We start from the raw sequence: 12296 nt of genomic DNA on the forward strand, positions 1-12296 counted from the left end.
GGGGAACTCCGTTTCACCGGGCAGTACGGGGCAGCTTCCGGGGCTGGGGCGCGCTCTTGCCATGAATGCTGAAACGCTGACGGCCGAGTCCGACTTCTTCGCTCCACGCGCAGCCATCGACGACCTTCTGTGTGCGTTCCTCACGGAAAAGGCCCACACCGCTTCGGTGCCCGGCCACTCGGCTCTCGCCCTTCTGCTGCGTGACTTCCTCGACGGGGGCAAGCGGATCCGCCCACTGCTGAGCGTGACCGGCTGGCACGCCGCAGGAGGGCAGGGAGATCCCGCGCCGGCCCTGAGACTGGCCGCCTCGATCGAATTGGCGCACGCTTGCGCCCTGATTCACGACGACATCATGGACGCGGCCGACAGCCGCCGCGGCCGCCCCACGGTCCACCGGCTGCTGACCAAACACCATCACCTGCCGTCGCTGGCGGAGTGGTTCGGTATCAGCGGAGCCATTCTCGTGGGCGACCTCGCCCTTGTCTGGTCCGACGAACTGCTGCACACCACGCCCATGCCGGACGCCCGGCGCGTCGCCGTGCTGCGCTGCGTCGACATGGCGCGGAGCGAGCTGATCGCAGGGCAGCACCTGGACCTGCTCACCACCAGCGACCTCGATGTGAGCATCGAGACGACGCTGACCGTGGTCCGCTACAAGACGGCCAAGTACACCGTCGAACGCCCCTTGCAGGTGGGGGCCGCGCTCGCCGGTGCGGGGCAGCGGGTCATGGACGCCTGCAGTGCCTACGGTGTGCCCCTCGGCGAAGCGTTCCAGCTGCGGGACGACGTGCTCGGGGTGTTCGGTGACCCGGAAGTGATGGGCAAGTCGCATCTGGACGATCTGCGCGAGGGCAAATGCACCAGCCTCATCGCCCACGCCCTGCGCGCCGCCGCTCCCGCCCAGGCCGCCCGCCTGCGCACGCTCATCGGCGACCCCCAACTGGGGGAACGGGAAGCCGCCGAGGTCCGCGACATCCTCACGAGCACCGGGGCCCGCGCCGCGGTCGAGCGGATGATCGAGGAAAGGTACCGGCAGGCCCTGGACGCGCTGTCGGCGGCGCCCCTCGCGCACGGCGCGGTCCGCACTCTCAAGGCTGTCGCGGAGACGGCCGTCCACCGGACGGCCTGAGCCCGAGGGGCCGTCCACCGAACGGCACGAAGAGATGAGCGGACCGTGACCCGCCGGCCCGAGGAGTACGGAACCGAGCAATGACGACCATGACGACGAGCGCCCCCGCGGCGCTGCTGCAAACCGTCTGGCGGGAGATCCGCCTGAGCTGGCTGTTCATTCGCGTCGACCGCTGGACCACGGTCTTCCCCGGCACCTGTTTCGTCGCGGCGGCCGCCGTCCACGCGCGGCTGAGCCCGCGCGAGACGGCGGTCACCGTGGCGCTCGGCGCGGTGTACTTCTGGCTGTTCATCTACGAGCACACCCTCGCCAACCAACTGGTCGGCGTCGAGGAGGACCGCCTCAACAAGCCCTTCCGGCCCCTGGTCACCGGCGAGAGCACCGTCCGGGGCGCGCGGCTGCGGCTGATGGCCGTACGCATCGCCTTCCCCGCGTACGGCTACTGCCTGGGCGTCTTGAAGTGGGCACTCATGTGGCAGATCCTCTCGCTGCTCCAGCACGAGTACGGCTGGGGCCGCCACTGGCTGGGCAGGAATCTGTACGCCGGGATCGGGGTCATCGCCCAGTTGGCCGCCGCGTGGGAGATCGTCACCGTGCTCACGCCCGACGCCTGGCGCTGGATCTGGACGCTGACGATCACGGTGACCTTCCTCATGTCCGTCCAGGACCTGCGTGACATGCACGGCGACCGCGCGGTCCGCCGCTCCACCATGCCCCTGGTCTTCGGCGAGCTGCCCACCCGGATCTTCCTGTGCGCCGGCTTCGCCGTCGGCCCCGTGTTCATCCACTCCTTCCTGATGGCGCCCGCCGGCCCGCACTGGTGGCTGGTCACCACCGACGTGTTCCTGTGCGGTCTGAGCCTGCTGCTGGCCGCCCGGGTGCTGCTCCTGCACGGCCCCGAGCACGATCAGCGCAGCTACCGCCTGGTGGAACAGTGGTACACCCTCGCCCTCGCCGCTTCGATCTACACACTTCGCTGACGAAAGGGCCCGATGTGCCGCCAGAGGCAACGCAACGGCAGTCACGGCTGCGGATCGACGGTGTCTGGAAGTCGTACGGCCGCAGACAGGTCCTGTGTGGCGCCGACCTCGACGTGCCCCCGGGTGCCCTGGTCGGTGTCGTCGGCGAGAACGGCGCGGGCAAGAGCACGCTGCTACGCATCGCGGTGGGGCAGCTGGCCCCCGACCGGGGCACGGTGGTCCGCGCCGGCGCGGTGGGGTACTGCCCGCAGCGCGCCGTACTGAACGACTCGTTCACCGTGCCCCAGCACCTGCGGCTGTTCCAGGTGGCCTACCGGATGCCCGACCTGGCGCGGGCCCACGAGCTGATGGACGAGCTGGCGTTCGCCGACTGCGGGCGGCAGCGGACAGGGGAGCTGAGCGGAGGGACCCGGCAGAAGCTGAATCTGCTGGTCGCCCTGATGCACGACCCGCAGCTGCTGGTACTGGACGAGCCGTACCAAGGGTTCGACTGGGACACCCACCAGCGTTTCTGGGCACTGGCCGCCCGCCTGCGGGACGCGGGCCGGTCGATCGTCGTGGTCTCGCACCTGCTGCACGACCTGCACCACTTCGACGCGGTCGGCCACTTGCGCGAGGGCCGCCTGCACATCGAGGAGCCCGCCCGGTGAGGCCGTACCCGGCGGCGTTCGCCGAGATGCTGCGCTGTACGCTGCTCGGCCAGCTGCGCAACCGTACGGCCCTGCTCCTGGCGGTCGCCTTCATCCCCGCGTGGGTTGCCGTGGCCCGCCTGTGCGCTTCGGATCAGGCGGTGCGCTTCCCCATGGGCTCACTCGGCACGACCGCCGTCGCGCCGGCCAGCGACATCAGCCAGATCGTCAATGCGCTCGCCGCCGTCACCCTGGTCACCGGGTTCGTGACGTTCATGGAGACGTACAAGGCCGGGGAGATGGACCGCCGGTTGCTGCTGGCCGGTTACCCGCGCGTCCCGATGCTGCTGGCGAAGGCCGCCGGGGTCGCCCTCATCACCACGGTGCTGGCCCTGTACACCGTGGCCGTGCTGTGGGCCTCCGTGCCCGTACGGCAGTGGGGACCGCTGGCTCTCGGTCTTCTCGGCGCCGGCCTCGCGTACGGCGGCATCGGTCTGCTGCTGGGGTCGCTGGTCCGCGGTGAGCTGGAGGGTTTCTTCCTCGTCATCATGCTCAGCCTGGTCGACACCGGCCTGCAGAACCCGGTCTTCACCGTGGTCGACCTGTCCGGCCTCGAAGCGCTGCCCCTGTACGGCGCGAACCAGCTGGCGCTGGCGGCGTCGTTCACGTCCCGTACCCCCTGGTCGTACGGCCTGTTCTCACTCGCCTGGTCCACCGGGACCAGCGCCCTGGCCCTTCTCGTCCTCCATCTCCGCACGCGCTCCCACTGCGCGGGCCGGGCCGGTGCGGCCACCGGGGTGCCCGCACCGGTGACCGCGGCGGGGCCGCCCGGCCGTCTCTAACAGCCGCCTTCCGGGCCCCGGTGGCCGCCTTCCCGGCCTTGGTGCCGGGCATAGCGGCCGAGGGCCATGAGGGGGAAGACGTGCCGGTAGTACCCGTAGCGGCAGGCCACGGCCCGGGGGACGAGCACGCCGGTAAAGTGCGGTTCTTCCCAGGTGCCGTCGTCCGTCTGCTGCCCGGTCAGCCGGCGCACCCCGGAGCGCACCGCGTCACTGTCGCGTTCGCCCACCGCGAGCAGCCCGAGCAGCGCCCAGGCGGTCTGGGACGGCGTGGAGGGGCCGCGCCCGAGGAGCGCCGGGTCGGCGTAGGACTCCCAGTCCTCGCCCCAGCCGCCGTCATCGTTCTGTACCGACGTCAGCCAGGTGACGGCACGCCGGACGGCGGGGTGGTCGCCGGGCGTGCCGGCGGCGGCGAGGGCCTGGAGGACGCAGCCGGTGCCGTAGACGTGGTTGACGCCCCAGCGCCCGGACCATGCCCCGCTGTCCTCCTGCTGCCCGAGCAGCCAGCGCACGGCGCGCCGGGTGGCGGGATCGCGCTGCCTGCCGAGGGCTGCCAGCATCTCGACCATGTGGGCCGTGACATCGGGGGTCGGCGGGTCGGTGCAGTACTCACCGAAGTCGAAAAAGGGGAGCTTGCCGGGCAGGGTGCTGGTGTTGTCGGCGTCGAAGGCCGCCCAGCCGCCGTTCCCGCTCTGCATTCCCACGCTCCACCGCACCGCCCTGCGCACGGCGTCGTCCAGGCGTGCCTGTTCGGGGTGGTCGACGCGGAGCAGCGCGAGGACCACTTCGGAGGTGTCGTCGAGGTCGGGGTAGTTCTGGTTGTGGAACTGGAAGGACCACCCGCCAGGGGCGAGGTGGGGCCGCCGTACGGCCCAGTCGCCGGGCCGGTCTGCCTGTTGGGTGAGCAGCCAGTCGGCGGCCTTGACCAGCGCGGGGTGCCCGGCGGGCAGGCCGGCGTCGCGCAGTGCGGTGGTGGACAGGCAGGTGTCCCAGACCGGACTGTGCACGGTCTGGAGTCTGCGTACGTCGTTCTCGGGCCAGGAGGCGCAGTCGTCCAGGAAGCCGAACGCGGCCTTGAGCACCGGGTGGCCGGGCGGGAAGCCGTTCAGGTGCAGGGCGAGCATCACCCACGTGGTGATGGGTGTACACGCTCCCCAGCTGCCGTCCGCCTCCTGCCGTTCGAGGAGCCAGCCGGCACCCGCGTTCACGGCGGCCCTGCGCACCGGGCCGGGGATGATCCGGCGGCCCGCGCGCAGCAGGGTGTTGACGCGTTGGAAAACGCCTTCCCAGCTGATGGCCGGAGCCGGCGTACGGCCGGTGTCGGTGCCGTCGGACGGGGTGAAGAGTTCGTCGATGCCGAAGGGGACCGGCCGCACGAACCGGTGCGCGCTGATGATGCTGAGCGAGACGAGTGCCTGGCGCATCACGAAACCGAAGGAATAGATGTTCAGCGGCGCCCACTTGGGCAGCGCGATGATCTCCGGCGGAACCTCGGGCAGGCCGTCCCAGCTGTACAGGCCGAGCATGGCGAGCCATACGCGGGGCTCCAGCTGGACCTCCGTGACGCCGCCCTGCTCACGCACCCAGGCCGCGCTGCGGAGCATGTGCTCCTCGTCCGGGCGGTGCCCGGCGAGCCGGAGCGCCACGTACGCCTGGACGGTGGTGCCCAGATGACCGGGCCCGTCGAAAACGAGGGGCCAGGAGCCGTCAGCGCTCTGCTGTGAACGGATCCACCGGCCGCTCGCGGCGGCCACCTGTTCGTCCAGTACGCCCAGCAGGTGTCGCAGGAACAGGTCGTGGGCGTCGTAGCTCACATCCGTGCTGAAGAACTCCTTCCACCAGCCCTCGGTGGCCTGCCGGGCCAGCAAGTGGTCCGCGGCCCGCAGCACGGCGCGCTGGGCCGCTTCCTCCGTCGCGTCGGACGGCGGGAAGGCGAAGCTGACGCTCTCCTCCCCCGCCAGGAGCGGGTTCTCCTCTTGTGGCGCGTCGTCGGCTGTCGTCGTCATGGCACTCCTGCGCCTCGCTGGTGGTCCGGGATCATGTGCGCCGCATCGGCGGTCGCCGTCCACGGCAAAGAGCCGTGGGACCGGAACGTCGCAGGTACCCACGGCGGAGCGACAGCCTCAGGGGCCGAATGCCGCAAAACTATCCGCAGGCCATGAGAAGCCGCACCCGGGCACGCGAAATATCACCTGTCTGCCCCACGGAGCGCCGCCGCAGGGGGGCGCCTACACGCCGCTGACCGGGCCCATGTCCTCAGCGGATTCCCCTCCCCGACGACGGTGCCGGCGAAGACCGGAGCCCAGGCGGCCGGTAGCCGCGGACCACCCGGGTGCCTCAGGCGGAATGCGGACTCCGGCTAGAACGGGTGTGCTGGTAAGCCCAGGATGCCTGTTTCGGAGGAGTGATCAGCATGCGCGTACGTCTCGTCTTGGCCGGTGCGGTCTTGGCTGCCGTCACTGTTGTTCCTGTAGCAACCGCCGCCGAGGCCGTGGACGGCCCCGCGGGCGCGCCGAAGACCGCGGCCAATACCTACGTCGATACTCCGGGCTCGGGTTTCGCCGCGGTCCCCCAGGGCAATCGCGAGCTCGTCGGCCGCATCATGACCGGCCTCGCCTGACCCAGCCGGCCGTGGTGCCCCCGGTCTCGTTCACCTCACTCGCCGCGGGCGCGTGACCCAACAGGTCTCACGTGCGGTCGCGCGCCCGCGGGACGCGTGCTGTCAGCCGCCGCCGTTCCATTGGGCGAACGGCTTCTGCACTTCCCCGGGTGCGTATGTAAGGGCGGTCGGGTCGGGGTCGGCCGGGCTGACGTGCGGGAGATGGATGATGGCGTCGTAAGCGTCCAGCGGGCTCTGGTCGCCGTAGAAGGCGCCCATCCCGGCGCGCTGTTGGGTGACGGTACGGACCAACGTCTCGTCGGCCGGGGCCAGTCGGCGCAGGTCGGCCGCGAAGGGGCCGTCGTGGCTCGCGGCCATCAGCGCGTCGAGGCTGCCGGGCCGGGGTGCCTCCATTTCGGTGAAGAGTGTGCCGGTGTAGAAGTCGGGGCCCGTGTTGAGGATGTGGCCGGTGCCGGAGGTCGTACCGATGACGCGGTAATCGGCACCCAGCCGGTCGGCGAGGTGCATACCCATCTGCGTGGCCGGCGGCAGGCCGGGCATGGAGACGGGCCAACGCTGGACATGGCCGTTGTGGGCGGCCAGGACGATCCTGTCCTCGCGGTGCAGCGCCCATGCGACCGTGTCCGCGAGGGCGGCGTCGCGGTGGAAGAACATCGCCGACCGGTCGCCGCGGGTCATCCCACGGACCGTGGAGTCGAGGGAGATGGTCAGGTGCAGTGCGTGCAGCGCACGCTCGTAGGCTTCCACGGTCGTCCGCCGCACGTAGTCCAGGCGCCGGCCTCTCATGCGCTGCGCCAGGTCGGCGAGGTTCGCCGTCAGCGCGTCACGGCGTTCGGGGGCGAGCTGGCCGTAGGAGGCGAAGGCGGCCGGGCCGGAGAACGCGGATTCCGCCGCGTAGGAGGAGGCCGTCTCCCGTATGCCCGGGTCAGGGCGGAACTCGGGGTCGGCCTGGGCGAGGAACGACAACACCACGTCCAGGCCGGGGAGCAGGGAGGCCGCCGAGCCGGGCAGGTCGATTCCGTAGAACCCGACGGGGCGTTCGGCGGTGGCGTTGTGCCGGCGCATCCACTCCAGGTGCCGCCGCATCTGCGTCCACATTCCCATCAGCGACGTCATGCCGTGCGCCATGGCCTGTCCGAGGGGCTCCGCACCGCCTCGCACCCAGTCGTCGACCAGCCGGCTTTCGACGAAGCCGGTTTCCATCGCATAGGCGCCGAACCCGTGCCGCTCGACCAGGTAGCGCAGCAGCCGGTGGCGTAACTGGAAGAACTCGCGGTTGTAGTGGGCGCTTTCGCCGATCGCCACCACGCGGGCGTCGCCGATCACTTCGTCCAGCCAGCCGAGGTCCTCCCATGGTCCGGTCGGATCGAGGGTCCGCAGCGGCAGCACTGCCGCGCCGCTCAGCCGGACCGTGGATGCGTTGTCGGTCATCTCCGCGCCTCCATCTATTCCCATTTTTGGGAACAGTACCAGGAGTGGGATCATGAGTACGTGGATACCCTCGACCTGCTGCTGCACCCGGTCCGACTGCGCGTCGTGCACGCCATGTCCGGCGCAGACACCCGCACCACCTCCGACCTCTGCGCCCGCCTGCCCGACGTCCCCAAGACCACCCTCTATCGGCACGTCGGGCTGCTGGCCGAGGCGGGGGTCCTGGAAGTCGTCGGGGAGCAGCGCGTGCATGGGGCCGTCGAAAGGCATTACCGCCTGCGGCAAGAGCGCACGCTGATCGACGCCGACGCGGCCGCGTCGATGTCCCCGGACGACCACCGCGCCGGGTTCACCTCCGCCATGGCCGTCCTGCACGCGGAGTTCAACGCCTACCTCGACCAGGACGGAGCCGACCCCTACAACGACTCGGTGGGCTACCGGCAGGGAACGCTCTGGCTCGACCCCGAGGAGCTCGGCGAGCTGATCGACGTACTGCGCAAGGCCTTCGGGTCGGGGGCAGGCAACAAGCCGGCTCCCGGGCGCCGCCCCTACCTGCTGAGCGCCATTCTGTTTCCGACACAGGAGCCCCGGGATGCGGGCGGGGCCGCCGCCGGCTAGCAGGGGTTGGGGCCGGTGGTGTCTGGCGGGGCGGTGTAGGGCTTCGGGGCCGGGGCCAGGACCAGGGGGAGGTAGACGTTGTCGACGATGTCGGTGACGGTGTCGTCGCCGACGGGGGCGCCGAACAGCAGGAACTCGTTGCGCAACAGGTCGGTGGCGACGGTCGCCCGCCGGGAGCCGAGGATCCACGGCTCGACCTCGCCGCGCTCGACGGCCCGCTGCAGGACGGTGCGGATCACCGCGGGGCCGACCTTGTGGACGTGTTCGCGGATCAGCCTGGCCAGTTCGGGGTCGCGGGTCATCTCGGCGAGCAGGCCGCGCAGGATGCCGCCGATCGGGCTGGTCATCTTCGCCGACATCTGCCGCAGCAGGGCGATCGTGTCAGTGCGCAGCGATCCGGTGTCGGGGAGGTCGACCTCGGAAAAGCCCCGCACCTTGCAGGCGTCCAGGACCAGTTCGGCGCGGCCGGACCAGCGGCGGTAGAGGGCGGCCTTGCTCGTACGGGCCCGGGCGGCCACCCGTTCCATGGTCAGCGCGGCGTAGCCCGCCTCGGTGAGTTCTTCCAGGGTGGCCGCGCGAATGGCGTTCTCCAGTTCCTCGCCTCGGCGGCGGGGACCTTTGCGGTGGTCAACGGCCGATTCCGCGATCCGGTCGTCGCTCGGTGACTGCATGACTCCTCAAAGTTTGCCGAGAGGACGTTGCGTTCTCTAGGGGGGCAGCCTAGCCTGCCAGTTAGAGAACTGACCGTTCTTTAAGTGTCAGCGCCTTCAAGGGGACTCATGACCGAGACCGCTGCAACACTCCACGCACACGGCACTCCCGCCTTCCCGAGCGACCGCACCTGCCCGTACCAACTGCCCTCGCAGTACGCCGAATTACGTGACCAGCAGGGCTCGTTGCACAAGGTGACCCTCTACGACGGCCGCCAGGCATGGGTGGTCACCAAGCACGAGACGGCACGCAAACTGCTCGCCGACCCCCGGCTGTCGTCCGACCGCAGGCACGACGACTTCCCGCTCACCTCACCGCGCCTGCAGGGCCTGCGCGACCGGCGCCCCGCGTTCATCGGCATGGACCCGCCGGAGCACGGGCCCCGACGGCGCATGACCATCAGCGAGTTCACCGTCAAGCGCATCAAGGGGATGCGCACCGACGTCGAACGCATCGTGCACGGCTTCATCGACGAGATGCTCGCCGCCGGCCCGCCGGCCGACCTGGTCAGCCAGTTCGCGCTGCCGGTGCCCTCCATGGTGATCTGCCAACTGCTCGGCGTGCCCTACGCCGACCACGATTTCTTCCAGGACGCCAGCAGGCGCCTGGTGCAGTCGACGTCCGCCGCGGAAGTGGCCGGGGCACGCGACGACATGGAGCGCTACTTCGACGAGCTGATCACCAAGCTGGAGGCCGAACCCGGCTCGGGACTGCTCGGCAGCCTGGTCACCCGGCAGCTGGCGGACGGCGCGATCGACCGCGAGGAACTCATCTCGAACGCGCTGCTGCTGCTCGTCGCCGGTCACGAGACCACGGCCTCGATGACCTCGCTCAGCGTGATCACCCTGCTGGAACACCCCGACCAGCACGCGGCCCTGCGGGCCGACCCGGGCCTGGTGCCCGGCGCGGTCGAAGAGCTGCTGCGCTACCTCGCCATCGCCGACATCGCGGGCGCCCGCCTCGCCACGGCCGACATCGAGATCGACGGGCAGCTCATCCGGGCGGGCGAGGGTGTGATCGTCACCAACTCCATCGCCAACCGTGACGCTTCGGTCTTCGCCGACCCGGACACCTTCGACGTGCACCGCTCGGCCCGCCACCACCTCGCCTTCGGCTACGGCGTCCACCAGTGCCTCGGCCAGAACCTGGCCCGGCTGGAACTCGAAATCATCCTCACCGCACTGTTCGACCGCATTCCGACGCTGCGTCTGGCCGTACCGGTCGACGAACTGACGCTGCGCCCCGGCACCACCATCCAAGGCGTCAACGAACTCCCGGTCACCTGGTGACCGCGGCGAAGGGAGCGACCATGCGGGTGACCGCCGACCGTTCCGTGTGCGTCGGCGCGGGCATGTGCGCGCTGACCGCACCCGGGGTCTTCGACCAGGACGAGGAAGGTCTCGTCACGGTCCTGGTGTCCGAACCGGACGAGGAGGACCGGGAGGCCACGCGCGATGCCGGCGCCCTGTGCCCTTCCGGGGCCGTCCGGGTGTCCGAGTAGGGGCAGGCCGGGCGAGTTGCGGCAGGCCCCCGGCCGGTGACTGTGGGTGCAGCTCAGAACTGGCAGAAGGCATACAGGTTTCCGGCGGGCGGGAAGCCGCCGTCCGCCGGAAGCGGGCTGATGACGACCCGGGCCTCCTCGTTGCTGTGGTACGAGCACGGCTCCGTGCCCTGGCCCAGCAGCAGCACGTTGCCGCCGCGGCGCCAGCCCGTATACCGGTGCTGCCCGCCGGGGACGTCCGGGTCCCTGACGACGGCATCCAGCTCGGGCGGGCCCAGCAGCGTACGGAACCGGCCGACAGCGTCCGAGAAGTGCGCGTCGTACTCCGCGCGGCCGGCGCCCTTGCGGCTGGTCCAGCCCGGCAGGCCGCCCCAGGAGTCCTCGGTGAACGCGCAGTCAGGGCCGACCTCGTACAGCTCGGTGAAAGGCATCAGGAAGGCGCGGTCGCCGTCGTAGACATGGTGGCCGGTCCCGGTGACGAAGCGCGCCATGAACGACAGCTCGGTCTCCGCGTCGTCCCTCCAGCCCAAGGCGCGCATCGCCGCGTCACCGGCCTCCCACGCGCCTTCCCCGTCCCACCGCAGGTCCGTCAGGCTCACGATCTGCCGGGCCAGGTCCGGGGTGACGGGGCAGACGGCCACGTAGCTCGCGTCTGCGTCCTCGCTGCGGCCGCCGTTGCCGTTGCCGCTGGGCGCCTCGGCGCCGGTGCGTTCCTCTCCCCGTTCCAGCACGATGTCGTTCCCCGTCCCCTGTGACTGCTGATGCTGATCGGCACTTTACGTTCCTGATCACGTGTAGTCCGAACCGGGCTACACGGTGGCGGGGGCCGGTGGGACGCGGCGTCAGGCGGGGAGGATCAGCTCCCAGACGTCGACGGCGTAGTCGAGCGTCATGCCGTGCCGTTCGTACAGTGCGAGTGCGCCGCTGCCGTTGTCGGTGTCCACGCCGAGACCGATACGGTCGCGGCCCAGCGCCGCGTAGCTCCCGAAGGCGTGGCGCAGGAGGTGGCCGCCCAGGCCCTGGCCCCGGACCCGGCTCAGGACGCCGAGCCGGCTGATCCAGGCCATGGCCTCACGATCGTTGCGGCTGTACAGCGCGGCGACGTCGCCGTCGCCCTCGACGTGGGCGATCCACACCAGCGACCAGTCGGCGCTGTCGGCGTCGATGTCGTCCAGCCACTGTTCGTACGTCCGCGGCTGGAAGTCGAAGTGACCGGCGAAGGTCTCCTGGAAAAGGGCGTGAGCGCGTCGGCGGTCCGGCTCGGTCAGGCAAGGGCGCAGCGTGACGCCGGGGGGCGGCTCCGCGACCCGGTCAGTGGTGGTGGAGAGGCGGCGGTGCATGACGTTATAACGCCGTACCGCGCGCCAACCACGTCCGCGCAGCCCGTGCAGGTCCATGGTGGGCCTGGTGTTGAGATGCAGGTGTACGACCGCTCGCGCCGCCCCGTTGGCGGCGGCTCGTTCCACGGCCCGCGCTTCCATCAGGTCGAACAGATGGAGGGCGCCCAATGGCCGGCCGGGCAGGGTGTAGTGGTCCATGTCGATCCGCTCGCCGCCGGACTCGTCCCATAAGAGGCCGTACGCGATGAGCCGGTCGCCATCGAACATCAGCCAGGAGTCGTGTTCCAGGTCCACCTCCGGATGTTTCAGGTCCTTCCGGACGAGGTGCAGGTCGGTGTCCGGGCGGCCTATTTCCAGCAGGTCGACCTCGTTGAGCAGCGCGCATATCGCCGCCGCGTCCTCAAGCGCCGCCGGGCGCACGGTCAGGCCGGGCGGCGGGGCCATGGGCTGGGTCATGGGAGAACTGTCCGGCGCGGAAGGACCGGCCCGCAACGGACT

General features: G+C 70.5%; 13 protein-coding genes. 8 read left to right on the plus strand and 5 right to left on the minus strand.

Annotated features, from left to right (window positions below):
- The first annotated feature begins 61 nt into the window (after positions 1–61).
- The 4 genes from ACH4OW_RS32055 to ACH4OW_RS32070 all read left to right on the plus strand — a co-directional run bounded on the left by ACH4OW_RS32055 (position 62) and on the right by ACH4OW_RS32070 (position 3580).
- Entirely contained in the window at positions 62–1129 is a 1068-nt protein-coding gene (locus ACH4OW_RS32055; RefSeq protein WP_360133982.1) for a polyprenyl synthetase family protein, read from the plus strand.
- Between the two features lie 80 nt (positions 1130–1209).
- Positions 1210–2109 (plus strand): UbiA family prenyltransferase, encoded by a 900-nt coding sequence (locus ACH4OW_RS32060; protein WP_360133980.1) that lies wholly within the window; start codon positions 1210–1212, stop codon positions 2107–2109.
- Between the two features lie 14 nt (positions 2110–2123).
- Positions 2124–2759: an ABC transporter ATP-binding protein gene (locus ACH4OW_RS32065; protein WP_360133977.1), complete on the plus strand. Its 636-nt coding sequence runs from the start codon at positions 2124–2126 to the stop codon at positions 2757–2759.
- Positions 2756–3580, plus strand: coding sequence for a hypothetical protein (locus ACH4OW_RS32070; protein ID WP_398031332.1), 825 nt, complete (start codon positions 2756–2758; stop codon positions 3578–3580). The genes ACH4OW_RS32065 and ACH4OW_RS32070 overlap by 4 nt, the downstream gene beginning before the upstream one ends.
- Here the strand turns inward: ACH4OW_RS32070 and shc are convergent.
- Positions 3577–5583 (minus strand): squalene--hopene cyclase, encoded by a 2007-nt coding sequence (gene shc, locus ACH4OW_RS32075; RefSeq protein ID WP_398031334.1) that lies wholly within the window; start codon positions 5581–5583, stop codon positions 3577–3579. The two genes, ACH4OW_RS32070 and shc, sit on opposite strands and share 4 nt — an antisense overlap.
- A 407-nt stretch (positions 5584–5990) precedes the next feature.
- Here shc and ACH4OW_RS32080 point away from each other — a divergent pair, with 407 nt between their 5' ends.
- On the plus strand, positions 5991–6197 hold the full coding sequence (locus ACH4OW_RS32080) for a hypothetical protein (protein WP_398031336.1): 207 nt from the start codon (positions 5991–5993) through the stop codon (positions 6195–6197).
- A 102-nt stretch (positions 6198–6299) separates the two neighbouring features.
- On the opposite strand, the gene ACH4OW_RS32085 is transcribed toward ACH4OW_RS32080, so the two are convergent.
- Positions 6300–7628: an erythromycin esterase family protein gene (locus ACH4OW_RS32085; protein ID WP_398031338.1), complete on the minus strand. Its 1329-nt coding sequence runs from the start codon at positions 7626–7628 to the stop codon at positions 6300–6302.
- A gap of 60 nt (positions 7629–7688) precedes the next feature.
- Here ACH4OW_RS32085 and ACH4OW_RS32090 point away from each other — a divergent pair, with 60 nt between their 5' ends.
- A complete protein-coding gene (locus ACH4OW_RS32090) occupies positions 7689–8246 on the plus strand; it encodes a helix-turn-helix domain-containing protein (protein WP_360133962.1) in 558 nt (185 codons plus the stop codon).
- On the opposite strand, the gene ACH4OW_RS32095 is transcribed toward ACH4OW_RS32090, so the two are convergent.
- Positions 8243–8917, minus strand: a complete 675-nt coding sequence (locus ACH4OW_RS32095) for a TetR/AcrR family transcriptional regulator (protein ID WP_398031340.1) — start codon at positions 8915–8917, stop codon at positions 8243–8245. The two genes, ACH4OW_RS32090 and ACH4OW_RS32095, sit on opposite strands and share 4 nt — an antisense overlap.
- Before the next feature lie 108 nt (positions 8918–9025).
- Here ACH4OW_RS32095 and ACH4OW_RS32100 point away from each other — a divergent pair, with 108 nt between their 5' ends.
- Complete coding sequence (locus tag ACH4OW_RS32100; RefSeq protein ID WP_398031342.1) at positions 9026–10246, plus strand: cytochrome P450; 1221 nt, start codon at positions 9026–9028, stop codon at positions 10244–10246.
- 20 nt (positions 10247–10266) lie between these two features.
- Entirely contained in the window at positions 10267–10458 is a 192-nt protein-coding gene (locus tag ACH4OW_RS32105; RefSeq protein ID WP_360133955.1) for a (4Fe-4S)-binding protein, read from the plus strand.
- A gap of 53 nt (positions 10459–10511) precedes the next feature.
- Here the strand turns inward: ACH4OW_RS32105 and ACH4OW_RS32110 are convergent, their stop codons facing one another.
- Both ACH4OW_RS32110 and ACH4OW_RS32115 read right to left on the minus strand, forming a co-directional pair.
- Positions 10512–11189 (minus strand): hypothetical protein, encoded by a 678-nt coding sequence (locus ACH4OW_RS32110; RefSeq protein WP_398031344.1) that lies wholly within the window; start codon positions 11187–11189, stop codon positions 10512–10514.
- Between the two features lie 111 nt (positions 11190–11300).
- Positions 11301–12254 carry a GNAT family N-acetyltransferase gene (locus ACH4OW_RS32115; RefSeq protein ID WP_398031346.1) on the minus strand — a complete coding sequence of 318 codons (954 nt, stop codon included), beginning with the start codon at positions 12252–12254 and terminating at the stop codon, positions 11301–11303.
- Between the last annotated feature and the right edge of the window lie 42 nt (positions 12255–12296).

This window comes from Streptomyces sp. NPDC017056 (genome assembly GCF_044332485.1).
GTDB lineage: Bacteria > Actinomycetota > Actinomycetes > Streptomycetales > Streptomycetaceae > Streptomyces.

What these genes read in the sequence shown, in the direction of transcription:
- ACH4OW_RS32055 (WP_360133982.1), top strand. Translation starts at nt 62, where the DNA reads ATGAATGCTGAAACGCTGACGGCCGAGTCCGACTTCTTCGCTCCACGC.
- ACH4OW_RS32060 (WP_360133980.1), top strand. Translation starts at nt 1,210, where the DNA reads ATGACGACCATGACGACGAGCGCCCCCGCGGCGCTGCTGCAAACCGTC.
- shc (WP_398031334.1), bottom strand. Translation starts at nt 5,583, where the DNA reads ATGACGACGACAGCCGACGACGCGCCACAAGAGGAGAACCCGCTCCTG.
- ACH4OW_RS32080 (WP_398031336.1), top strand. Translation starts at nt 5,991, where the DNA reads ATGCGCGTACGTCTCGTCTTGGCCGGTGCGGTCTTGGCTGCCGTCACT.
- ACH4OW_RS32085 (WP_398031338.1), bottom strand. Translation starts at nt 7,628, where the DNA reads ATGACCGACAACGCATCCACGGTCCGGCTGAGCGGCGCGGCAGTGCTG.
- ACH4OW_RS32095 (WP_398031340.1), bottom strand. Translation starts at nt 8,917, where the DNA reads ATGCAGTCACCGAGCGACGACCGGATCGCGGAATCGGCCGTTGACCAC.
- ACH4OW_RS32100 (WP_398031342.1), top strand. Translation starts at nt 9,026, where the DNA reads ATGACCGAGACCGCTGCAACACTCCACGCACACGGCACTCCCGCCTTC.
- ACH4OW_RS32105 (WP_360133955.1), top strand. Translation starts at nt 10,267, where the DNA reads ATGCGGGTGACCGCCGACCGTTCCGTGTGCGTCGGCGCGGGCATGTGC.
- ACH4OW_RS32115 (WP_398031346.1), bottom strand. Translation starts at nt 12,254, where the DNA reads ATGACCCAGCCCATGGCCCCGCCGCCCGGCCTGACCGTGCGCCCGGCG.